Source organism: Methylobacterium sp. WCS2018Hpa-22 (genome assembly GCF_031843785.1).
Lineage (GTDB): Bacteria > Pseudomonadota > Alphaproteobacteria > Rhizobiales > Beijerinckiaceae > Methylobacterium.
Window position 1 is genome coordinate 366557 of the sequence record NZ_JAVTJA010000003.1, and the last position, 19764, is coordinate 386320.

Here is a 19764-nt window from a genome sequence, read left to right on the forward strand (position 1 = left end):
CTGATCCGCGCCACGAAAGTGATCCGCCGAGACGCGCTCTCCGGCGAGATCGTCGACCGCATCGTCCTCGACCATGGCGACCGGCATCGCCGCCGCATGGCCATGCGCGGGGTCGGCGGACTGTCCTTCCTGCTCGACCTGCCCGAGCCGACGGTCCTCGACGACGGTGACGCCCTGGTGCTGCAGGATGGCCGCCTCGTCTGGGTCGAGGCCGCGCCCGAGCCCTTGCTCGAGATCCGGGCCGCCGACGACCTCGCCCTCAAGCGCCTGATCTGGCACATCGGCAACCGGCACATCCCGGCCGAAATCGGTGCGGACGCGGTCCATATCGCCTACGATCACGTGCTGGCCGAGATGGTGCGGGGCCTAGGGGGGACGGCCGAGCCGGTGGAGCGTCCGTTCCGGCCCGAGGGCGGGGCCTATGCCGGCGAGGCTGCCGGGCACCACCACGGGCATGGCCATGCCCACGAACATGCTCACGATCATCCTCATCCGCACAGCCACGATGCGGTGCCCGGTTGAGCCTCGCCCTCTGCCCCCATCCTCTGCCCCATGGGCCGCTGGCGGTTCGGGCTTCCAGGGAAGGGCGCCCGGTACGATGAGGGGCGACCCCTCGATGATCGACACCGTTCGGCTCATGGCCTGGCTCTCGCCGGGCTATCCGGTCGGGGCCTATGCGTATTCGCATGGGCTCGAATGGGCCGTGGAATGCGGCGATGTCGGCGGCGAGGCCTCGCTGCTGGCATGGCTCGGCGACGTGCTCGAACGGGGCGCTGTGCGAAACGACCTGATTCTTCTGGCCCATTCCCATACCGCCGCCGAGGCGGGGGACGTCCCGGCGCTGATGGAGGTCAACGACCTCGCCGTCGCCCTGGCGCCCACGCGCGAACTCCACCTCGAGACGACCCAGCAAGGCCGCAGCTTCCTCGACGCCACCCGCGCCGCCTGGGGGCTGCCGGAACTCGATCGGTTGAGCGAGGCGTTGCCCGGCTCCGTCGCCTATCCGGTGGCGGTCGGGCTCTCGGCCGGCGCCCACCGCATGGCGCTCGCCCCGGTGCTCGCCGGGTTCGGCCTCGCCTTCCTGCAGAACCTCGTCTCGGCGGCGCTGCGCTGCGCGCCCATCGGCCAGAGCGCCGGCACGCGGGTGATCGCGTCCCTCACCCCTCGGGTGGCGGGTTTGGCCGCAACCATCCCGCCCCTGAGCTTGGACGAGATCGGCAGCGCGACACTGCGCCTCGATCTCGGCTCGGCCCGGCACGAGACCCAGTATTCTCGGATCTTCCGCTCGTGAAAGACCCCGTCATGACCTCACTGAACGGCCACTCACCGAACGGCCCCTTGCGCGTCGGCATCGGCGGCCCTGTCGGCTCCGGCAAGACCGCCCTGATGGAACAGCTCTGCAAGCGCTTCCGCGATCGCTTCGAGATCTGCGCCATCACCAACGACATCTACACCAAGGAGGATGCCCGTATCCTCACCGTGGCCGGCGCCTTGCCCGAGGAGCGGATCATGGGCGTCGAGACCGGCGGCTGCCCGCATACGGCGATCCGCGAGGACGCCTCGATCAACCTCGCGGCCGTGGCCGAGATGCGCCGACGCTTCCCGAAGCTCGACCTGATCCTGATCGAATCCGGCGGCGACAACCTCGCGGCGACCTTCTCGCCGGAACTCGCCGACCTCACCCTCTACGTCATCGATGTCGCCGGCGGCGAGAAGATCCCACGCAAGGGCGGCCCCGGCATCACCCGGTCCGATCTCCTCATCGTCAACAAGACCGACCTCGCCCCCATGGTCGGTGCCGATCTCGGGGTGATGGAGGCCGATACCCGGCGCATGCGGGGCACGCGGCCCTACGTGTTCTCCTCCCTGCGCGAGGGACACGGCGCCGACACGGTCGCCCGCTTCATCGTCGAGGCCGGCGGACTGGGATAGGTTTCCGGGAGCCATCCCGCCCACGACCTCATCCTGAGGCGGCGCAGCGCAGCGGAGCCCTCGAAGGAGGCGTCCAGGGATCGCCAGTCAGGCCGGAGCCCTTCTTCGAGGCGGCTTCGCGGCACCTCAGGATGAGGAATTCAGATAGGAAGACGTCGCGGGAGCGAGCCCGCCCCCGTCCCCTCGAGGTCCTCCCACGTGACGACACCCCTTTTCGCCCGCGAGGGTTCCGTGCGGGAAGTCTTCCTCGCCTTCCTCAAGCTCGGGCTCACCGCCTTTGGCGGCCCGATCGCCCATCTCGGCTACTTTCGCGAGGAGTTCGTGCACCGTCGGCGCTGGCTCGACGAGGCGGCCTATGCGGATCTCGTGGCCCTGTGCCAGTTCCTGCCCGGCCCGGCATCGAGCCAGGTCGGGTTTTCCCTCGGCCTGATGCGGGGAGGGGGATTGGCCGGTGGGTTGGCGGCCTGGACCGCCTTCACCCTGCCCTCGGCGCTCCTTCTCGTGGCCTTCGCCTATGGCGCCGGTGCCCTCGGCGGCCCGGTCGGATCGGGCCTCGTCCACGGGCTGAAGCTCGTCGCCGTGACGGTGGTGGCGCAGGCGGTCTGGGGCATGGGCCGCAGCCTCGCGCCCGATGTCACCCGCGCGTCCATCGCCTTTTCCGCCCTCTGCCTCGTCACGGCACTCGCTGGATCGGCGGGGCAGGTCGTCGCCATCGCGGCGGGAGCCATGGCCGGCCTCGTCCTGTGCCGGCAGGCGGCCGGAGTGCCGGGCCAGCCGCTCCGCTTCCCGGTCTCGCGCCGGGCCGGCACGGTGGCCCTCCTCCTGTTCGGCCTGTTCCTCGTTCTACCTTCGCTCCTGGCCGAAGTTCTGGCCTCGCAGGGGCTCGCCATGTTCGATGCGTTCTACCGCGCGGGCGCCCTCGTCTTCGGCGGAGGCCATGTGGTGCTGCCGCTCCTGCGCACGGCTCTGGTCGAGACCGGCTGGATCGGCCCGGACGCGTTCCTGGCCGGCTACGGCGCGGCCCAGGCCGTGCCGGGGCCGCTTTTCACCGTCGCGGCCTATCTCGGCGCTGCCCTCGGGCCTGAGCCGAACGGTCTGGCCGGGGCCGTCATCGCCCTGGTTGCGGTCTTCCTGCCGGGCCTGCTCCTGGTCTACGGCGCGCTGCCGTTCTGGGATGCGTTCCGCGCGAAGCCTTTGGCGCAGGCGGCCATGCGGGGCGCCAACGCGGCAGTGGTCGGGATCCTCGCCGCTGCCCTCTACGATCCGCTCTGGACAGGCGCCGTCCTCGGCCCGCGCGATTTCGCCCTCGCCGCCGGCGCGTTCCTGCTCCTGACGATCGGCGCGGCCCCGCCTTGGATCGTCGTCGTGCTGACGGCCGCCTCGGGGGCCGGCTTCGCGGTTCTCGGAGGCTGAGGCCCCCTCAGTCCCATCCGGTCGATTCAGGAGGGGGCCGTAGGATGGAGCCTGGAAAAAGTCATCCCTCGCAATTCGCGGCGAGCAGCGCCAGAATGCGCTGGAAACCCTGATACTGCGCCATGCTGGACGGGTGCCGGATTTCCGCCGCATCGGGGAGAATGCCGGCAAATCCCGATCCGGTATCGGCGACGAAGGGGCGCGGGCCGACATGGACGCCCATCCGGTTGGTCACGTCGACCTCGCCGCAGACGGCGCCCGCCTTGCCCGGTCGTAGCCGGGAATAGCGTGCCTCGGCCGGGCTCTTGAGCCCCTTGCCCAGCAGCGCCGTCGTGGCGGCGGCGACCTCCGCTCCCACCGTTGCGTCGGACCCGTCGGTGATGGTCTGCGCCGTGGCGGGCACGGCGGCGAGAAGGACGACGGACACGCAGACGGTCCGGATCATGACGCCTTCGCCACCACTTCGATGTCGCGGTCCATCCCGCTCTCGACCTTGAACTCGCGGGTGTAGACCTGCCCGTCATGGCGGGCGATGAGGACGTAGTCCCCCTCGGCCAGGGTCACCTGCGGGAAGGCGCCGATCGCTTCGCGGATCGTGTCGCCGCCCGGCGTCAGGACGCTGAAGGCGGTGCCGGCGAAGGCCTCTGCCCCGGGCGCGGCCACGAGCTTGAGGGTCACCGTGGCGGCCCGGTGGTTGAGGGTGGCGTCGGTGACCTTGCCGTTCTCCACCTTGAGGTCGGCGCGCTGGATCGCGTTCGATTCCCCATAGTTCGAGACCACGTGGTAGGTCCCCTCCGGCAGGCGGATCAGCTCGCCCGCCTTCACGCCGCTGCGCACGAGGCGCCCTTCCGAATTGGTGCCGATGGGCACGAAGACCGAAAAGGCGAGTTCGGCGGGGGCGATCTTCATGTCACCGATGGCACCAGAGAGCTTGAGCGCCCCCGCGGTGATCGTCAGGCGGTCGCTGAGTGCCGCGCCCGCCATGGTGATGCGCTTCGAGGCGCTGGCGAAGCCGTAGGTGACGGTGGCGACGTAGGTGCCGGGTGCCAGGGTGAAGCTCGGATCCGCCGCCTCGGACCGCGCGACGATGTTCGGCCGCACCCCGTCGGACCGGTCCTCGTAGATGCGCCAGGCGAGGCCGGACCGTACAGGCTGGTTGCTGCCCGCGAACAGGGCGGTGAGGGCGAGCGGTGCCTCGCCCTCGACAGGTGGGCTCGGCAATTGCGGTCCCGTGATCGAGGGGGAGGGCAGGGCTGGACCGTTGCGACCGCCGAACGGGTCGCGCTCCTGCGCCTGCGTCGGAAACGCCGCCATCGCCATGGCTCCCGTCACCGCGAGCGCGCGCATTACCGGTCCCATCCGCTATCTCCTTCACGGCGCCACCATGCACGGGGCCGCCATGCATGTCGGCGATTGCCAAGCTGCGGACCGCACGGCATGTTTTCGCTTGTCGACCGTCACCGTGCCGAATGCGACATCCCGCTTTGTATCCGGACCGTGGCGGCTCCAAGGCCGAAGCTTCCTATCGATCGCCGAAGCGGCTCGCCTCAGACCAGCCGCCCGGCGGTGCCCCCACGTCCCTCATTCGCGCCGAACAGGTTCCATGGACACCATATCCGACATTCCGCGGAACGACACGATCGACCTCCTTCGCGTCCGCCGTTCGGTTCCGCCGGTCAATCTCGAGGGCCCGGGTCCGAACACCGAGGAGCTCGATGCGATTCTCACCATCGCGTCCCGCGTACCGGACCACGGCAAGCTCAGCCCCTGGCGCTTCCTGGTGATCGAGGGCGATGCCCGCCTGCGCGTGGGTGAGACCATCGCGGACGCCTATGCGGCGGACCACCCGGAGGCCGATCCGAAGCGCCTCGATCTGGAGCGCCACCGCCTCGCCCACGCCCCCCTCGTGGTCGCGGTCGTCTCCAGCGCCGCCCCCCATGTGAAGATCCCGGAATGGGAGCAGGTGCTGTCGGCCGGTGCCGTGTGCATGAACCTCGTCGTCGCGGCCAATGCCGCGGGCTTCGCCACTGCCTGGCTGACCGAGTGGTTCGCCTATGACCGCCGCATTCTCGACGTCCTCGGCCTCGATCCGCGCGAGAAACTCGCGGGCTTCATCCATCTCGGCCGTGCCCGCGAGGTTCCGGGCGATCGCCCGAGACCGGCCCTGGCCGACATCGTCACCCGGATCTGAGCCGCGCCATGCATTACGATTCCGAGAACCGCACCCTGCCGCACAACCCGCTGAAGGCCCTGGTCGCCCCCCGCCCCATCGGCTGGATCAGCGCGATGAACAAGCAGGGCCACGTCAATCTCTCCCCCTATTCCTACTTCAACGCCGTCGCCACCGGCCCCGATATGGTGATGTTCTCGTCCTCAGGCCGAAAGGATGCGATGACCTTCGCGGAGGAGGGCGGGGAGTTCGTCTGCAACTTCGCCACCTACGATCTGCGCGACGCCATGAATGCCACCTCGGCCCCCCTCGCCCGGGGCGACAGCGAGTTCGTGGCGGCCGGGCTGACTCCGGTGCCATCGCGCAAGGTGCGTCCGCCACGGGTCGCCGAGTCCCCCGCCGCCTTGGAATGCCGGTGGCTCCAGACCGTGCCCCTGACACCTCTCGACGGCAGCGAAGCCAACCACTTCCTGGTGATCGGGCAGGTTGTGTCGATCTATGTCGACGATGCCTTCATCAAGGACGGCCGGGTCGATACCGGCGCCATGCATCCTCTCATGCGGGGAGGATATTTCGATTATTTCAGTGTTACCGACGACGCGCGTTTCGAGTTGAAGCGTCCGCCCGGAGCAGGTCAGTAGCCTCGGTTCGGCCAGTCTCTCACCAACGGCGCAAGCTGAGCCATGACGAGAGTGGCCGGGGTCTGCTTCGTGTCAAAGTGGGAACCAAGATGAGGGGCAAAGCCTTAATGGGCCGAGCCGTCGTTCGGCGACTCCTTTCCGCGAAACGCCTGAGGGGGCGCTCGCACAGGTAGTCATATCATGTTCCTCAAGTTCACCGCACCGCTTCTGCTGGCCGCTACTCTCGCGACGCCGGCTCTGGCGCAAACGACGACCCGGCCGCCGACCATGCTGATCCATGGCAATTACTGCGGGCCCGGCAACAATGCCCCCCTCCCGCCCATCGACGCCCTCGATGCGGCCTGTGCCCGGCACGACGCCTGCACGCCGGATGGCGGGCTGCCCAGCAAGGCCTGCAACCTGCGCCTTCAGCGCGAGGCCGAAGTCATCTCCCGAAGCCCGCGCCAGCCGGACGACATCCGCTCCCTCGCCGGTCTGATCTCGGTGGGCGCTTCGATGATGCTGGCGGATACGGGCTCACGCTCCACCCCCGACGTAACGGCCGTCCCCGTCAGCCACAACATCGTCTCGCCCGAAGCGCAGCGTGATCCGACCGCTCGGACCCTGCCGGCGGATGAGGACGGCGAAGCCGCCGAATAGGCTGGCCCCGACGCTCTCGAACAATGAAGCGCCTCCTTCCCGGCACCGTCAGCCATCCGTGGACGGTGCCGGGAAGCGACCGTCGAAAGTCGTGACGAATCCAGCCTGATCCGGTTCGAGAACGAGTTTCGCTTCGAATCCATCGCTCCACGCAGCATCGACCTCGTCTGCGAAGTCGCCCCCTGGCGGGCATGCCGCGTCGATCGCGGCAACCCTCGCTGCGGTGGCGGCGAGACGAATGAGGGAGCGGACCTGAGCGAGGGGGTGTCTCAGCGCGCCGCCGCGATCACGGGTGGTGAGCGCCCCGATCTCGGCCCTGATGGCGTCGGCGTCCCAGGCGATGCCGGCGAGACGCCCACTCGAATCCGCGAGGGTATGCGAGGCCAGGGCGCCTCGCGCCGTCTCGATGAGAGGCAGGATCTGCGTCGACCCGTCGGCCAACCCATGTATCGCTTCCTCGACGGCGAGCTGCGCACCGAGGCGCATGACGTCGCGGACGCCTTCGCAGCGGGACAGCACGATGCCGTCCGGTGCCACGGCCATCATCGCCGAGAGATCGCGTTCCAGTTCGCCCGAGCGTAGGTAGATCAGCGGTCCGCTCTGCTTGCGATCGAGGAAGTAATCCGGCGATGAGAGACCGGTGACATCCACGATCAGCGCATGCGCGCCGCTCGCTATCGCCGTCGCGATGGCCCCTGAATCCCCAGGAACGATCAGGAATGCGCGCATGACGGCCTCTCCCGTATTCCGGCGCGGGACGTCCGATCGCTGCCGATCACCTTCATGAAACCGGTCCCTGGCTGCGGCCCATGCGCTCGGCGAGGAAATCCACCAGGACCCGGATGCGGGCGGGCATGGCCGGGCCGCCAACGAACACCGCATGGATCGCCTCGCGATCCTGAGGATTGTATGCCTCCAGAAGCGGCACGAGGCGGCCCACCGCAAGATCCTCCGAAATATGGAAGGTGCCGACACGGGTGATGCCGATGCCCTGCAGGGCGAGCTGCACCAGGGTCTCGCCGTTATTCGCCGCGATGTTGCCGCGCACCGCCAGGAGGTGGTCGCGCCCGTCTTCGCGGAACGGCCAGCCCGGCTCGATCCGGCGAAAGTTGAAGTCGAGGCAATTATGGCCGGCTAGATCCCCCGGAACCCGTGGCGTGCCGGCCCGGGCGAGATAGGCGGGTGAGGCCACGACCATTCGCCCGGTCTCGCCGAGGCGCCGGGCGGTAAGGGGGCTGTCGGCCAGCGGCCCGAACCGGATCGCGAGATCGGTCCGCCCGCCGCTCACATCGGCGATCTCGTCGCTGAGGTCGATCTCCACCACGATCCCCGGATGGCGGGCGACGAAATCGCCGATGAGGGGAACCACCACACGCCTGCCATGGGCCATCGAAGCGCTGACGCGGACCCGGCCGCGCGGGCAGCCCTGGTCGGCGATCTGTGCTTCGGTCTCGTCGAGATCGGCGAGGATCCGCCGCGCCGCCCGGGCATAGGTCTCGCCCTCGGCGGTGAGGTGCAGGGAGCGCGTGGTACGCACGAGGAGCCGGACGCCGAGCCGGGATTCGATGCGTGCCACCACCCGGCTCACGGCCGAGGGGGTGAGGCCGAACCGGCGCGCGGCCGCCGACAGGCTACCCTCCTGAGCTACGGCGAGGAAGACCGCCATGTCTCCGGCCCGGTCGACCTTGTCGCGCAGCATTGATGCCTCCGGCGCACGGATGTTGGTCCCAGCACGATACTACCAGGGAGAGGTGGTATCCGCCATGTGCTGTTCCGGAACAGACGGAAAGTACGAATCATGAGACTCAACCTTCCCCTGCTGGCGCTGTCGGCCGGTGCCTTCGGCATCGGCGTCACCGAATTCACGCCGATGGGCATGCTGCCGCTGATAGCGAACGACCTGCAGGTCTCGATCCCGGCGGCGGGTCTCGTCGTCAGCGCTTATGCGATGGGCGTGCTCATCGGCGCACCGTTGATGACGTTGGCCTTCGCCCGAATGCAGCGCCGCCGCCTGCTCGTCGGATTGATGGGCATCTTCACCCTCGGCAACCTCCTCTCGGCGGTGGCCGACAGCTATACGATGTTGATCGTCGCCCGCCTCGTCACGTCCCTGAACCATGGCGCGTTCTTCGGGGTCGGGGCGGTGGTGGCGGCGGGCATCGTGCCGCCCGAGCGCCGCGCCGCTGCCGTCGCCGCGATGTTCTCGGGGCTCACCATCGCCACCATCGGCGGCGTGCCGCTGGCGGCCTGGGTCGGGGAGATGCTGGGCTGGCGCGCGGCTTTCTGGGGTATCGCCGCGGTGGGGGCCGTGGCCATGCTGTCGCTGCGCCTGGCTCTGCCGCCTCTCGAGGCCGAGGCCGGTGGCGACATGCGGGCCGAACTCCGCGTCCTGATGCGGGGGCCGGTGCTCGCTGCCCTCGCCCTCACCGTGCTCGGTGCGAGCGCGATGTTCACGGTGTTCACCTACATCGTGCCGATCCTGCGGATCGAGACGGGAGCCGCGACGCCGTTCGTGACGGCGATGCTGGTGCTCTACGGAATCGGCCTCACCGTGGGCAACTGGGCCGGCGGGCGCTTCGCCGACCGCTCGGTGGACGGCACACTCGTGGCCTCCCTGGCCGGCTTGGTGGCAGTGTTGGTCCTTTTCGCCTGGGGCATGCGCTGGGAGATCCCGGCCGCCATCCTGATCTTCCTCTGGGGCGTCGCCAGCTTCGCCCTGGTGCCGCCGCTGCAGATGCGGGTGATGGAGAGGGCACAGGACGCGCCCAACCTCGCCTCGGCCATGAATGTCGGCGCATTCAACCTCGGCAACGCCATCGGTGCCGCCCTCGGCGGAGGCGTGATCGATGCGGGCCTCGGTTATCCGGCCGTCCCCCTCGCCGGGGCTGCCATGGCCGCTGCCGGCCTCGCGATGCTGGTGGCCCTGCGCCGGGGGCGGCGCGGGTTGGCGGAACCCGTATCGTCCTGAAACTTATACAGGTTCGGGACGGCGCGAGTGGCGGTTCCTTTAACCTTTATTTACCATAACCGGAACAGATTAAGGCTTAGGCCGACATCGTCAGGTCCGCCTGCAGCCGGACGGTCATGTTCCTCTTCACGACGCCCCCCGCCAGCACTCGCGAGACCGGCCTCGGCCGGGACGCGGCCACGCGGAACGGGGCGACCACGGGAACGGCCGCCGGATCGGCTTCGGCGGGCGTGGTCGATGCGATCCGCAGCGGCGCGCGCAGCACCGGCACCGAATTCGACTACCTTCTCGCCACGGCCAAGCGCGAATCCTCCCTCGACCCGTCGGCCAAGGCCGCCACGTCCTCGGCCACCGGGCTGTTCCAATTCATCGAACAGACCTGGCTCGGGACGATGAAGAATGCGGGGCCCAAGCTCGGCCTCTCGGCCTATGCCGACGCCATAACCGCCCGGCCCAACGGCACCTATGCGGTCGAGGACGCCACCACTCGCCAGACCATCCTGGATCTGCGCCGTGACCCTGCGGTGGCGGCCACCATGGCGGGCGCCCTGACCCAGCGCAACGGTGAGGCGCTCACCGCCGCCCTTGGGCGCGAGCCCACCGGCGGCGATCTCTACGCCGCCCATGTTCTCGGCGCACGGGGGGCGGCGACGCTGATCGCCACCGCCCAGGCGAGCCCGGCGCGCGCCGCCGCCCTCGACATGCCGGAGGCGGCCGCCGCCAACCGGAGCCTGTTCTACGACAAGACCGGCCGGCCCCGCGGCGCCGCCGAACTCTACGCGCTCCTGTCCGCCAGCCAATCCGCGTCGCGGCCCGCCCCCACGGCCCTGACGGGTGCAGCTGTCGAGCCGGCCTCCACCACCGATCCCGTCTCCGCCTATGCGGCCATCGATGGCGGCGGATTGCGGGCCCTGTTCCAGACCGACAAGCGCCAGGGGGCGATGTCCGAGGGGGTCGCCCGCCTCTGGCAGGGCAGGGCCACGTCACCGTCGCCGGAGCCGGTGCGCAGCGCGCCGACCTATTTCCCGCGCTCGGACGGGACGGGAGAGACGGCCTCCGTGACGACCGCGATCCTGGCGGAACCAGCGAAAACGGCGGCGACGGCCTCGCCCACCGCCGCCACGGCCACCGCCCTCGTCGGCGCACCGCTGCCCCCGCGCCGACCCGCCGAGTTCACGGCCGCCGCCCGGTCGGCCGGACACTTCGCCTCCAAACCTCTCGATCTCTCACTCTTCGCGACCCGGAGCGGTCAATGATCATCCGCCAATTCCTGTCCTGGACCCGTGACGCTTCCATCGACCGTCGCGCGGAGGCCGCGGCGGCGCTGACCCGGGCCTATCTCTATGGCGGCCTCGATGCCGGGGCGGCGCGCGACGCGCAATCGGCGATCCTGGCGCTTCTCGACGACCCGGCCCTCGCCGTGCGTCGGGCCCTGGCGCAAGCCTGCGCCGGTTGCGCGACTGCACCCCGCTCGCTGGTCGTGGCTTTGGCGGGTGACCATCCCGACATCGCCGCCCTTGTGCTGCGGCGCTCCTCCGTCCTGACCGATGCGGATCTCGTCGACGGCATCGCCGTCGGCTGCGAGACCACCCGCACCGCCATCGCTGGCCGGCTCGGCCTCTCCCACGCGGTGGCCGGCGCCATGGCCGAGATCGGCGGCGTCCCTTCGCTCACCACCCTGGTGCGCAACCGCAGCGCCCGCATCACCACCGGCAGTCTGCTGCGCATGGTGGAGCGGCACGGCGACGATGCCGGCCTCAGGAACGCCCTGACGCTACGGGCCGACCTGCCCCTCGAAGTGCGGCAGGCCGTCACCGCCCGTGTGGCGGCATCGCTCTCGGCCTTCGCCATCGCCTCGGGCTGGCTCACCCCGGCGCGCGGGGAGCGGGCGAGCCGCGAGGCCCTGGAGCGCAGCACCCTGGAGGTGAGCGCTGGTGCCGACGGGGCGGATCTCGCGCGCCTCGTGAGCCATCTCCGCATCCGGGGACAGCTCAATGCCGGCCTGATCCTGCGGGCGATCCTGTCGGGCCGCATAGCCTTCGCGGAGGCGGCGCTGTCCGACCTCACCGGCCTGAAGGCCGACCGCGTGGCTGGGCTGATGCACGACCCTTCCGCCTCGGGTTTCGCCGCCCTCCACCGCCGCGCCGGATTGCCGCCCGTCCTGCTGCCCGCCTTCGTCGCCGCGCTCTCGGCCTGGCGCGAGGCCGGTTTCCAGGCCGAGCCGGGCCAAGCCAAAACCAACCAAGCCAAAACCAACCAAGCCAAAACCAGCCAAGCCAAGCCCGGCAATGCCACCCTGTCGCGCCGGATGATCGAGCGCGCGCTCACCGCCTGCGAGACCATGCCGCTCGCCGAGGCGCAGAGCGTCGTCGCGCTTCTGGCTCGCTACGAGGCCGAGGCCGCCCGCGAGGAGGCCCGCGTCACCGCCAAGGCCATGGAGGAGAAGGAGAGCCGGGAGACCCGGACACGAATGCAGATCCTCGACGCCGAATGGCGCCTGGCGCAGCAGCTCGTCTCTCCCCGGCCGGCCCAACCCGTGCCGCTGGCCCTCCAGCCCGTCCGCATCGACGCCGTCACCATCGAGCAGGGGCAGGCGATGGAATCCGTGCTCGATGCCCTGTCCGACGGGCTCAGGGCGAGTGTGCGCGAGGCGAGGGCGCAGGTCCGCCCGCTCGCCGCCGCGCCGATCGATCTGACTGGCCACGACCTCGTGACGATCGACGTGCCCTCCATCGTCGTGTCCCAGCCGGAATTCGGCATCGTACCCGACCCCGTGCGGATCGAAATCGGCGTATCGCCGACCCACGAGGCCGATGCGATCCTGGATGCGATTCCCGGCGCCCTGATCGCCAGCTACCGCGCCGACCGCGACCGAATGCGTCTGGCAGCCTGACCTGACGGGGTGCGACCGGCCTCCGCCGGCCGTCGCTCCTTCGCCCTCATCCGGCTATGAGGGCGGCATGACAGGCACCGACACCAGAGCCCTTCTTTCCGGCTTCGCCCCCGTGGCTGCCCTGGTGGGCTCGATCCTCTCCCTCGTGATCGGCACCTCCTTCGCCAAACAGCTGTTCCCGGTCATCGGCGCAGAGGGCACCTCGGCCTACCGCGTCACCCTGGCGGCGGTGCTGCTGCTCGCCGTATGGCGGCCCTGGCGCCGGTCGCTCAGCCGTCGCGATGCCGGTGTGGTGGTGCTCTACGGGTTCGTGCTCGGCTGCATGAACCTGCTGTTCTACCTCTCCCTGCGGACGATCCCGCTGGGGCTCGCCATCGCCATCGAGTTCGTCGGGCCTCTCACGGTGGCGGTGGCCTCGTCACGGCGCGCCGTCGATCTGGTCTGGGTGGCGCTTGCTCTGCTCGGCCTGTGCCTGTTGCTGCCCCTGGATCGGGCGAGCGCCGGCCTCGATCCCCTCGGCGTCGCCTTTGCGCTGGGCGCCGCCCTGTGCTGGGCGCTCTACATCCTCGTCGGCCAGAGGGCGGGGCACCTGCCCGGCGGGCAGGCGGTCGCCCTCGGCATGAGCGTGGCGGCCCTGGTCATCCTGCCCTTCGGCATTGCCGGCGCGGGTACGGCGCTGCTTTCGCCCTCCATCGTCGTGGCCGGACTCGCCGTGGCGATCCTGTCGAGCGCGATCCCGTATTCCCTGGAGATGGTGGCGCTGCGGGGCCTGCCGCGCCAGACCTTCGGCATCCTGCTCAGTCTCGAGCCGGTCTGCGGCGCGCTCGCCGGTTACCTCATCCTCGGGGAGCGTCTCACGTCCCTGCAGGGAGCGGCCATCGCCTGCATCATGACGGCGTCGGTGGGCAGTACGATTGGCGCCTACCGGGCGAAGCGGGCGGATCCCAACCGATCGGCATGAACGAGAAAACGTATGTGATACGGAGATTTGCGAGCGGTTGTTCTTGCGGCTGATGATGAGATGAGCCGCTGACATTCCAGGCGACCGGAAATGCTGCTGGTCGTGACAGGTACGCTCACGCGAGACGCACCGATCGCGGCAGAAAAGGCCGTGTCCCGTCCCCGAGCTCTTGCGGGCGTTCCTGTATATGCCGCCGGCGTATCAGCCGAACTGTTCGCGAAGAATCCGCTCGTCCAGGCTGTGGCCGGGATCGTGGAGGAGGGTAAGGTCGGTCTTGAGGTCGAGCCAGGTCTCCACGGTGCAGACCCGGCGGAATTCGGTGTGGTCGGCCACCGCCGCCACCGGGCGATGCGCCGCGTCGAGCACTTCCACATGGATGCGGGCGTGATCCGGTAGCAGGGCTCCGTGCCAGCGCCGGGGGCGGAAGGCCGAGATCGGGGTCAGCGCCAGAAGCCGCGAATTCAGGGGCAGGATCGGGCCGCCCACCGAGAGGTTGTAGGCGGTGGAGCCGGCGGGCGTCGCGCAGAGCACGCCATCGGCGATGAGCTCGGGCAGGCGCACATGTCCGTCCACCGAGATCTTGAGCTTGGCGGTCTGGTGCGTCTGGCGCAGCATGTAGACTTCGTTGATGGCCCGCGCCGTGTGCCGGCGCCCTTCCACGTCCACCGCCTCCATCATGAGCGGGTGGATGGTGCTGCGCTTGGTGCTCTCCAGCCGTTCGAGGAGGTTGTCCTCACGGTACTCGTTCATCAGGAAGCCGACGGTGCCGCGGTTCATGCCGTAGATCGGTATGCCGGCCAGCATGAAGCGGTGCAGCGCCTGCAGCATCAGCCCGTCGCCGCCGAGCGCCACGATCACGTCGGCTTCTTCGGGGGCGACGCTGTCGTAGCGCCGCATCAGCGTATCCGCCGCACCGCGCGCATCGGCGGTGGGGCTCGCGATGAAGGCGATCCTCTGGAAGCGCCGCGCCATGGGTGATCGTCCGCTCGTGTTGACGCCGGGCTCGACCGCGCGCCTCATTCCCCTCGGAACAGGCCGCAGACCGGGAGACCCATAGCATGGAGCGTCCGCTTCTCGTCTACACCACCTTTCCCGATGCCGAGACGGCGCTCGCCATCGGTGAGGAACTGGTGCGCGCGCGGCTCGCCGCCTGCGTCAACGTCCTGCCGGGAATGCGGTCGGTCTATGCCTGGAAGGGCGCGGTGGAGCGGGGCGACGAGGTCGTCGCCATCCTCAAGACCCGGGAGGGCCTCGCAGACGACCTCGCGACTGCGCTGAAAAAGCGCCACCCGTACGAGACGCCGATCATCCTGCATCTGGCGACGAGCGGGGCGGATGCCGCCACTGCGGCGTGGATCCTGAGCGAGACCAGCGGTTGAGGCGCGTGCGGTCACCATCCCGCCGGGCATGAAAAACCCCGCCTCGGCTCAGCCTGGCGGGGGGAAACGGTACTGGAGGGGTGCCGATCGATCGGCGTCGGCTCAGGCGGCCAGACGGTAGGAGGCCTGGGCGTTGTCGTTGATGGCGACGAACATGCCGGCCGAAGTCGTGTTGGAGACCGGCTCAGCCGATTCGGGGCGGTCCGTGAGCAGCGCCAAAGCAGGGCCGACGGCGACGGCGGCGAGGCCGAGGATGAACAGAGCGATCATGAAAGGAGCCTCTCTTGCAGCTGCAATGAAGCCTATATCGCACCGCACAATGGTGTTTGGTATATCACATTCCGTATGACGGTCATGTTCCGGACGCGGATCTGCGGATGAAGTCCACTCTGCGGTCGCACGAGGGGCCAGCCGGTCATCGGAAGGGGGCGTGAGTGTCGGGATTGGGACGGGGGGCGCCGTTCCGGTGCCTGTAACCTGGCTGAGGGCGTCTCAGCGATGGTTGCCGCCGGACACGCCGGGCATCAGCGGAAGTGCATGATAGCCGTCGCCGAAGATGATGATCGATAAGGTCAGGCCTAAGGCCGCTACATACAGCACCGCGAAGAGGTCGCGGTTGGCGCCGGCCGTGGCGAGCACCAGGGCCGCGAACGGAATGCTCTGCAGGGCGAGGATGGCGGCGATGTTCATCTCGGGCACTCCGGCGATAGCCGAGCAGAGTTGGACATGACGGCGCATGGGGCAACACGGGGCGGCGGACAGGATGGCGCACCGTGTGCCGGGCCGGAGATGGCGCTCCTCGGAGGGGCGCCATCGGGGCCGGTCGCTGAAGGAGCCGGTCATCGGCTCCTTCGGTCGTGCCGGGCTCGCCCCGCCGGTCGGGCGGGACGAGCCGGGGATCAGGCGTGGGCCAGGGCGCCCGCCGGAGTGACCGAGCCGTTGGCGACGTGGTGGCGCTTGAGCATCGGCCGGAGGACGGCCACGGCCAGGAAGGCGGCGAAGAGATCCATGACCGCCACGGTGTACAGCACCGTCGCCCAGGTGCCGGTGGCCTGCATCAGCAGGTTGCCCACCGGGACGAACAGGGCGGCGAAACCCTTGGCGCAGTAGAGCACGCCGTAGATCTTGCCGATATGCTTGGAGCCGAACGTGTCGGCGGCCGTGGCGCTGAACAGCGAGTAGACCTCGCCCCAGGCCAGGAACACGATGCCCGACAGGATCACGAAGGCCCAGGGGTTCGAGCCGAAGTAACCCAGGGCGACGATGCCGATGCCCTCCATGGTGAAGGCGATGAACATCGTCTTCTCACGCCCGATCCGGTCGGAGATGTAGCCGAAGAGCGGCCGCGAGATGCCGTTCATGATCCGGTCGAGCATCAGTGCGAAGGGCAGGGCCGCCATGGCGAAGAAGTACAGGTTGACCTGGAACTCCTTCACGCCGAGATCCTGCGCGATGACGCCGAGCTGGGCCACGGCCATCAGGCCGCCGGTGACCGTGCAGGTGAACATGAGCAGCATCACGTAGAAGACCGGCGTGCGCAGGGCTTCCCCGAGGGTGTAGTCGCGCCGGGTCTGCAGGACCTTGGTCGAGAAGATGACCTGGTCCTTGGCCGGGGAGCGCAGGCCGATGGCGGCCAGCATGATGACCGCGCCCTGGATCAGGCCGAAGATGAAGAAGGCCTGGGCGTAGCTGCCGTGCGAGATCATGCTGGCGATCGGCAGGATGGTGAGGGCCGAGCCGGCGCCGTAGCCGCCCGCCGTCAGGCCGACCGCGAGGCCGCGCTTGTCCGGGAACCATTTCAGGGCGTTGTTGATGCAGGTGGCGTAGACACAGCCCACACCGATACCGCCCGCCACGGAGCCGAGATAGAAGCCGGTGAGCGAGGTGGCGTAGGAGTTGATGACCCAGGCGAGGCCGGTCATCAGACCACCGAACATCACGACCCGGCTCGGGCCGTACTTGTCGATGAAATAGCCTTCAATCGGGGTCAGCCATGTCTGCACCACGACGAAGATCGTGAACGCGACCTGGATCGCGGCGCGGTCCCAGCCGAACGTCTTCTGAATTTCCGGGACGAACAGAGTCCAGGCGTACTGGATGTTCGCCGCGGCGACCATACAGGCAACGCCGAGAATAAGTTGGAGCCACCGCTTTGAAGGTTGCACCGCTATGGGCGCGGTCACGGACGTCGCCATGAGCTTTCTCCCTGATCATGGACATGGATACTTGAAGGCTTGGTGGTCGAGGCACCCCAGCGCATCGGCTTCCTTGGCCGCGGCAAGTGATCGTCGAGATCAGAGGTCGCTGGCTGGTATTCAGTATTTGGCATATCAGATTGGCTTGCAAGCACCATAATGCATGAGCCGAAGAGGATTCATCCAGAATTCGCGAAATTTTGCTCCGAAACGCCTCACGGATGAGCAGGATTTTTCATCCACCACAGTCGGGAAAAATAATTTCACCGGCTTGGCTGCGACGATGACGGGAAGGCAGAAGATCGAAGCCATCGCATTCCGAGCTGTTTGACCGGCACGGGCAGGCTATGATCGGATCCCTGTCGGGGTAGACAATGTCGTGCCGCGTAGATCCGAGTATTCGATCTGCATAAATTATAAAACCAAGAGTTTTTTGATATTTACGTCAAAAAAACAAACACTTGGTATACTTCGTTCCACGCTCCGGTGGTCTCCGGTTCAGCCGACGCGTCGTCGTGATGCCGGGCCGATCCTTGTGCTCGCCGGGATAGAAATCCTGTGCGCGGCCGGCCAGCCGGGGAACAGCCGGCAGGCGACGGTACCGCTTGAAAACCCGGCCTCGCCTACGGCTGGGAATGGGGCGTCTTCGTCCCCTTCACCGGATAGCTCCGCCCCTTCCACACCGCCGCTCCGGCGCGCTTGGGGTGCAGCAGCACGTTCCACTGGATCGCCAGGGCCACCACCACCCCGAGCGGGTGGAGGAGGATGGTCGCGGCCGGCTCGTGGGTGATGAGGGTGATCGCCGCGCGGGTGGCGAGCGAGACGACGAGGGCAGCGAGCGCGACGAGCCCGGCCGTCGGAGTCGCGAGGCCGAAGGCGGCGGCGAGAACGAGCAGCAGCGGCAAGACATGACCCGCGAGCAGGAGCAGCGTCCAGACGGGGAGGGCGCGGGGGGTCGCCATGCCCTCATGGGCGTTCTTCGAGAAGCCGGCCCAGGATTCGGCGAGGTTCCGGTACATCCGGCAGGTGGCGAGCGCGTGCCCGGCCACGAGGTCGGTCCGATGCCCGGCATGGCGCAGAATCCGGGGCAGGAACACGCCGTCATGCAGGAGTCCGCGGATGGCGCCGTGGCCGCCGGTCTCACCGTAGACGGAGCGGTCGATGAGGACGAGCTGGCCGCAGGCGGCGCCGAGTGCCGGACGGAGCGAGGCGCGCATCATCGGCACGGGGAGGTAGCCGACGAGGAGGAAATTGATCATCGGCACGGTGAGCCGCTCGCCCAGGCTGCGCATGATCTGACGCGGCACGGCGCTCACCAGGGCGGCCCCGGTGGCACGGGCATGGGCGACGAGCCCTGCCGCGGCACTGGGCGCGAGGGAGACGTCCGCGTCGATGAAGAGGAGCTGCCCGCCCCTCGCCTCGGCCGCGAGGGCAGCGCAGGCGTGGTTCTTCCCCGTCCAGCCCTCGGGCAGGGCGGGCACGGGGACCAGCCGGAGCCGGGGATCGGTCTCCGCCAGGGCGCGGACGAGGCCCGCCGTGCCATCGGTGGAATGGTCGTCCCCCACCAGCACCTCCACGGCGATGCCGGTGCTCGCCAGCGCGGCCCGCACCGTGTCGACGATGGTGCCTTCCTCGTCGCGAGCGGGGATCAGGATCGAGACCAGCCCGTCCTGCGCCGCTTCCGGCTCCGGCGTGCGCAAGGCGATGAGGTTCGCGCAGGCCAGGATGGCGGGGAGGAGGGCGAAGGCGAGGGCGACGAGCGCCAGGACGAGGGTCACGGGGCTCTGTCTCCCTCGGGGCGATGGGCGGGGTCGAAGCGGCGACCGGTGAGGATAGCCCGCATCCGGCGCCAGCCGTCATAGATTCCGCCGATACCCTTGCCGCCGGAGGTCAGGGTCGTGAAGCGGTCGGGCTCGCGGGCGACGACGTCCGCGGAGAGCCGGTCGAGGGTGGCGGTCAGGTCGGCCTCCATCCGGGCCAGCCGCTCTGGCCGGGGCAGGGCGAGGAGGTCGGCACCCCGCACCGGCGTGCCGAAGGCCGCGAAGGCTTCAGCGCCTCGCTCTTCCCAGAAGGCGTAGTCCAGGGCCAGGGGCACGAACAGCGCGTCCGGGGCGATCTCGGGGAGTCTCGCCACACCCGCGCGCAGGTCGAGCGGGCGGGCGCGGACATCGACGAAGCGTCCCTGCGCCGTGATCCAGAGCATCTGTCCGGGCGCGCCGAGGATCACGCGGGAATGGGCAAGGAACTGCGCCGCCCCGCGCAGCGATTCGAGATCCACCGGAAACGCGCCGATTCGCCCGAAGACCGCGTATTTCTCCAGCGCCGACGCATCGAACGGGGCGTGGCTCGTCCGTTCCGGAAACAGGCGGCCGGCCAGGAGGATCACCACGGCCGCGTCCCACCAGGACGGATGGTTGAGGACGACGACGATGGGGCCGGCATGACCGGCACAATCCGGCGCGCCCCAGCGGGCGAGCCGGAGCGCGTTCATGTGCCGGCGCAGGAAGCGGTCGAAATACCCGACCATGAACCGCCAGATCAGCGGCGAATGACGGGGAGCCGGTCGGGCCGGG

General features: G+C 69.0%; 23 protein-coding genes. 12 read left to right on the forward strand and 11 right to left on the reverse strand.

Going from position 1 to position 19764, the window contains the following annotated elements:
* The 4 genes from RQI43_RS06220 (at position 1) to chrA (ending at position 3345) form a co-directional block, all read left to right on the forward strand.
* Positions 1-522 (forward strand): urease accessory protein UreE, encoded by a 522-nt coding sequence (locus RQI43_RS06220; protein WP_311274612.1) that lies wholly within the window; start codon positions 1-3, stop codon positions 520-522.
* Positions 523-616: 94 nt separating this feature from the next.
* The gene (locus tag RQI43_RS06225) at positions 617-1291 is read left to right on the forward strand and encodes an urease accessory protein UreF (protein WP_311274591.1); all 675 of its coding nucleotides are present in this window, start codon (positions 617-619) and stop codon (positions 1289-1291) included.
* Between the two features lie 11 nt (positions 1292-1302).
* Positions 1303-1932 (forward strand): urease accessory protein UreG, encoded by a 630-nt coding sequence (gene ureG / locus RQI43_RS06230; protein WP_056256188.1) that lies wholly within the window; start codon positions 1303-1305, stop codon positions 1930-1932.
* A gap of 198 nt (positions 1933-2130) precedes the next feature.
* Positions 2131-3345 carry a chromate efflux transporter gene (gene chrA, locus RQI43_RS06235; RefSeq protein WP_311274592.1) on the forward strand — a complete coding sequence of 405 codons (1215 nt, stop codon included), beginning with the start codon at positions 2131-2133 and terminating at the stop codon, positions 3343-3345.
* Positions 3346-3406: 61 nt separating this feature from the next.
* On the opposite strand, the gene RQI43_RS06240 is transcribed toward chrA, so the two are convergent.
* A complete protein-coding gene (locus RQI43_RS06240) occupies positions 3407-3790 on the reverse strand; it encodes a hypothetical protein (RefSeq protein ID WP_056425620.1) in 384 nt (127 codons plus the stop codon).
* Positions 3787-4704, reverse strand: a complete 918-nt coding sequence (locus RQI43_RS06245; protein ID WP_056453735.1) for a hypothetical protein — start codon at positions 4702-4704, stop codon at positions 3787-3789. Before RQI43_RS06245 ends, RQI43_RS06240 begins: the two co-directional genes overlap by 4 nt.
* A 244-nt stretch (positions 4705-4948) precedes the next feature.
* On the opposite strand from RQI43_RS06245, the gene RQI43_RS06250 reads away from it, so the two are divergent.
* The 3 genes from RQI43_RS06250 (at position 4949) to RQI43_RS06260 (ending at position 6795) form a co-directional block, all read left to right on the forward strand.
* On the forward strand, positions 4949-5536 hold the full coding sequence (locus RQI43_RS06250; protein ID WP_056425610.1) for a nitroreductase: 588 nt from the start codon (positions 4949-4951) through the stop codon (positions 5534-5536).
* A gap of 8 nt (positions 5537-5544) precedes the next feature.
* Positions 5545-6156 carry a flavin reductase family protein gene (locus tag RQI43_RS06255; RefSeq protein WP_056425609.1) on the forward strand — a complete coding sequence of 204 codons (612 nt, stop codon included), beginning with the start codon at positions 5545-5547 and terminating at the stop codon, positions 6154-6156.
* A 180-nt stretch (positions 6157-6336) separates the two neighbouring features.
* Positions 6337-6795 carry a hypothetical protein gene (locus tag RQI43_RS06260; protein WP_056425606.1) on the forward strand — a complete coding sequence of 153 codons (459 nt, stop codon included), beginning with the start codon at positions 6337-6339 and terminating at the stop codon, positions 6793-6795.
* Between the two features lie 48 nt (positions 6796-6843).
* Here RQI43_RS06260 and RQI43_RS06265 read toward each other — a convergent pair whose 3' ends face one another.
* The gene (locus RQI43_RS06265; protein WP_056425603.1) at positions 6844-7524 is read right to left on the reverse strand and encodes an aldolase/citrate lyase family protein; all 681 of its coding nucleotides are present in this window, start codon (positions 7522-7524) and stop codon (positions 6844-6846) included.
* Between the two features lie 52 nt (positions 7525-7576).
* Positions 7577-8494 carry a LysR family transcriptional regulator gene (locus RQI43_RS06270; RefSeq protein ID WP_056425599.1) on the reverse strand — a complete coding sequence of 306 codons (918 nt, stop codon included), beginning with the start codon at positions 8492-8494 and terminating at the stop codon, positions 7577-7579.
* Positions 8495-8593: 99 nt separating this feature from the next.
* On the opposite strand from RQI43_RS06270, the gene RQI43_RS06275 reads away from it, so the two are divergent.
* The 4 genes from RQI43_RS06275 (at position 8594) to RQI43_RS06290 (ending at position 13617) form a co-directional block, all read left to right on the forward strand.
* The gene (locus tag RQI43_RS06275) at positions 8594-9763 is read left to right on the forward strand and encodes an MFS transporter (RefSeq protein WP_056425596.1); all 1170 of its coding nucleotides are present in this window, start codon (positions 8594-8596) and stop codon (positions 9761-9763) included.
* Between the two features lie 116 nt (positions 9764-9879).
* Positions 9880-11019, forward strand: a complete 1140-nt coding sequence (locus RQI43_RS06280) for a lytic transglycosylase domain-containing protein (RefSeq protein WP_311274593.1) — start codon at positions 9880-9882, stop codon at positions 11017-11019.
* Positions 11016-12656 carry a DUF2336 domain-containing protein gene (locus tag RQI43_RS06285; RefSeq protein WP_311274594.1) on the forward strand — a complete coding sequence of 547 codons (1641 nt, stop codon included), beginning with the start codon at positions 11016-11018 and terminating at the stop codon, positions 12654-12656. Before RQI43_RS06280 ends, RQI43_RS06285 begins: the two co-directional genes overlap by 4 nt.
* Positions 12657-12723: 67 nt before the next feature.
* Positions 12724-13617: a DMT family transporter gene (locus RQI43_RS06290; RefSeq protein ID WP_311274595.1), complete on the forward strand. Its 894-nt coding sequence runs from the start codon at positions 12724-12726 to the stop codon at positions 13615-13617.
* Between the two features lie 201 nt (positions 13618-13818).
* Here RQI43_RS06290 and RQI43_RS06295 read toward each other — a convergent pair whose 3' ends face one another.
* Complete coding sequence (locus tag RQI43_RS06295) at positions 13819-14589, reverse strand: NAD kinase (protein WP_056425585.1); 771 nt, start codon at positions 14587-14589, stop codon at positions 13819-13821.
* An 86-nt stretch (positions 14590-14675) separates the two neighbouring features.
* Here RQI43_RS06295 and cutA point away from each other — a divergent pair, with 86 nt between their 5' ends.
* A complete protein-coding gene (cutA, locus tag RQI43_RS06300; protein WP_311274596.1) occupies positions 14676-14996 on the forward strand; it encodes a divalent-cation tolerance protein CutA in 321 nt (106 codons plus the stop codon).
* A gap of 102 nt (positions 14997-15098) precedes the next feature.
* Here the strand turns inward: cutA and RQI43_RS06305 are convergent, their stop codons facing one another.
* From RQI43_RS06305 to RQI43_RS06330, 6 genes are all read right to left on the reverse strand, one after another.
* Complete coding sequence (locus RQI43_RS06305; protein ID WP_156467719.1) at positions 15099-15266, reverse strand: hypothetical protein; 168 nt, start codon at positions 15264-15266, stop codon at positions 15099-15101.
* Between the two features lie 222 nt (positions 15267-15488).
* Complete coding sequence (locus tag RQI43_RS06310) at positions 15489-15686, reverse strand: hypothetical protein (RefSeq protein WP_056425576.1); 198 nt, start codon at positions 15684-15686, stop codon at positions 15489-15491.
* 209 nt (positions 15687-15895) lie between these two features.
* Positions 15896-17191: an oxalate/formate MFS antiporter gene (gene oxlT, locus RQI43_RS06315; protein ID WP_056425573.1), complete on the reverse strand. Its 1296-nt coding sequence runs from the start codon at positions 17189-17191 to the stop codon at positions 15896-15898.
* Between the two features lie 135 nt (positions 17192-17326).
* Positions 17327-17503 (reverse strand): hypothetical protein, encoded by a 177-nt coding sequence (locus tag RQI43_RS06320; protein ID WP_311274597.1) that lies wholly within the window; start codon positions 17501-17503, stop codon positions 17327-17329.
* A 311-nt stretch (positions 17504-17814) separates the two neighbouring features.
* The gene (locus RQI43_RS06325; protein WP_311274598.1) at positions 17815-18969 is read right to left on the reverse strand and encodes a glycosyltransferase family 2 protein; all 1155 of its coding nucleotides are present in this window, start codon (positions 18967-18969) and stop codon (positions 17815-17817) included.
* Complete coding sequence (locus RQI43_RS06330) at positions 18966-19718, reverse strand: lysophospholipid acyltransferase family protein (protein WP_311274599.1); 753 nt, start codon at positions 19716-19718, stop codon at positions 18966-18968. The genes RQI43_RS06325 and RQI43_RS06330 overlap by 4 nt, the downstream gene beginning before the upstream one ends.
* Positions 19719-19764 lie beyond the last annotated feature (46 nt).

Bases quoted from the DNA above. Each gene is read 5' to 3' on its own strand.
- cutA (WP_311274596.1), top strand. From the start codon at position 14,676: ATGGAGCGTCCGCTTCTCGTCTACACCACCTTTCCCGATGCCGAGACG.
- oxlT (WP_056425573.1), bottom strand. From the start codon at position 17,191: ATGGCGACGTCCGTGACCGCGCCCATAGCGGTGCAACCTTCAAAGCGG.
- RQI43_RS06330 (WP_311274599.1), bottom strand. From the start codon at position 19,718: ATGGTCGGGTATTTCGACCGCTTCCTGCGCCGGCACATGAACGCGCTC.
- RQI43_RS06290 (WP_311274595.1), top strand. From the start codon at position 12,724: ATGACAGGCACCGACACCAGAGCCCTTCTTTCCGGCTTCGCCCCCGTG.
- RQI43_RS06240 (WP_056425620.1), bottom strand. From the start codon at position 3,790: ATGATCCGGACCGTCTGCGTGTCCGTCGTCCTTCTCGCCGCCGTGCCC.
- RQI43_RS06320 (WP_311274597.1), bottom strand. From the start codon at position 17,503: ATGGCTTCGATCTTCTGCCTTCCCGTCATCGTCGCAGCCAAGCCGGTG.
- RQI43_RS06265 (WP_056425603.1), bottom strand. From the start codon at position 7,524: ATGCGCGCATTCCTGATCGTTCCTGGGGATTCAGGGGCCATCGCGACG.
- RQI43_RS06225 (WP_311274591.1), top strand. From the start codon at position 617: ATGATCGACACCGTTCGGCTCATGGCCTGGCTCTCGCCGGGCTATCCG.
- RQI43_RS06285 (WP_311274594.1), top strand. From the start codon at position 11,016: ATGATCATCCGCCAATTCCTGTCCTGGACCCGTGACGCTTCCATCGAC.
- RQI43_RS06295 (WP_056425585.1), bottom strand. From the start codon at position 14,589: ATGGCGCGGCGCTTCCAGAGGATCGCCTTCATCGCGAGCCCCACCGCC.
- RQI43_RS06245 (WP_056453735.1), bottom strand. From the start codon at position 4,704: ATGGGACCGGTAATGCGCGCGCTCGCGGTGACGGGAGCCATGGCGATG.
- RQI43_RS06270 (WP_056425599.1), bottom strand. From the start codon at position 8,494: ATGCTGCGCGACAAGGTCGACCGGGCCGGAGACATGGCGGTCTTCCTC.
- RQI43_RS06260 (WP_056425606.1), top strand. From the start codon at position 6,337: ATGTTCCTCAAGTTCACCGCACCGCTTCTGCTGGCCGCTACTCTCGCG.
- RQI43_RS06255 (WP_056425609.1), top strand. From the start codon at position 5,545: ATGCATTACGATTCCGAGAACCGCACCCTGCCGCACAACCCGCTGAAG.
- RQI43_RS06250 (WP_056425610.1), top strand. From the start codon at position 4,949: ATGGACACCATATCCGACATTCCGCGGAACGACACGATCGACCTCCTT.
- ureG (WP_056256188.1), top strand. From the start codon at position 1,303: ATGACCTCACTGAACGGCCACTCACCGAACGGCCCCTTGCGCGTCGGC.
- RQI43_RS06310 (WP_056425576.1), bottom strand. From the start codon at position 15,686: ATGAACATCGCCGCCATCCTCGCCCTGCAGAGCATTCCGTTCGCGGCC.
- RQI43_RS06280 (WP_311274593.1), top strand. From the start codon at position 9,880: ATGTTCCTCTTCACGACGCCCCCCGCCAGCACTCGCGAGACCGGCCTC.
- RQI43_RS06305 (WP_156467719.1), bottom strand. From the start codon at position 15,266: ATGATCGCTCTGTTCATCCTCGGCCTCGCCGCCGTCGCCGTCGGCCCT.
- RQI43_RS06275 (WP_056425596.1), top strand. From the start codon at position 8,594: ATGAGACTCAACCTTCCCCTGCTGGCGCTGTCGGCCGGTGCCTTCGGC.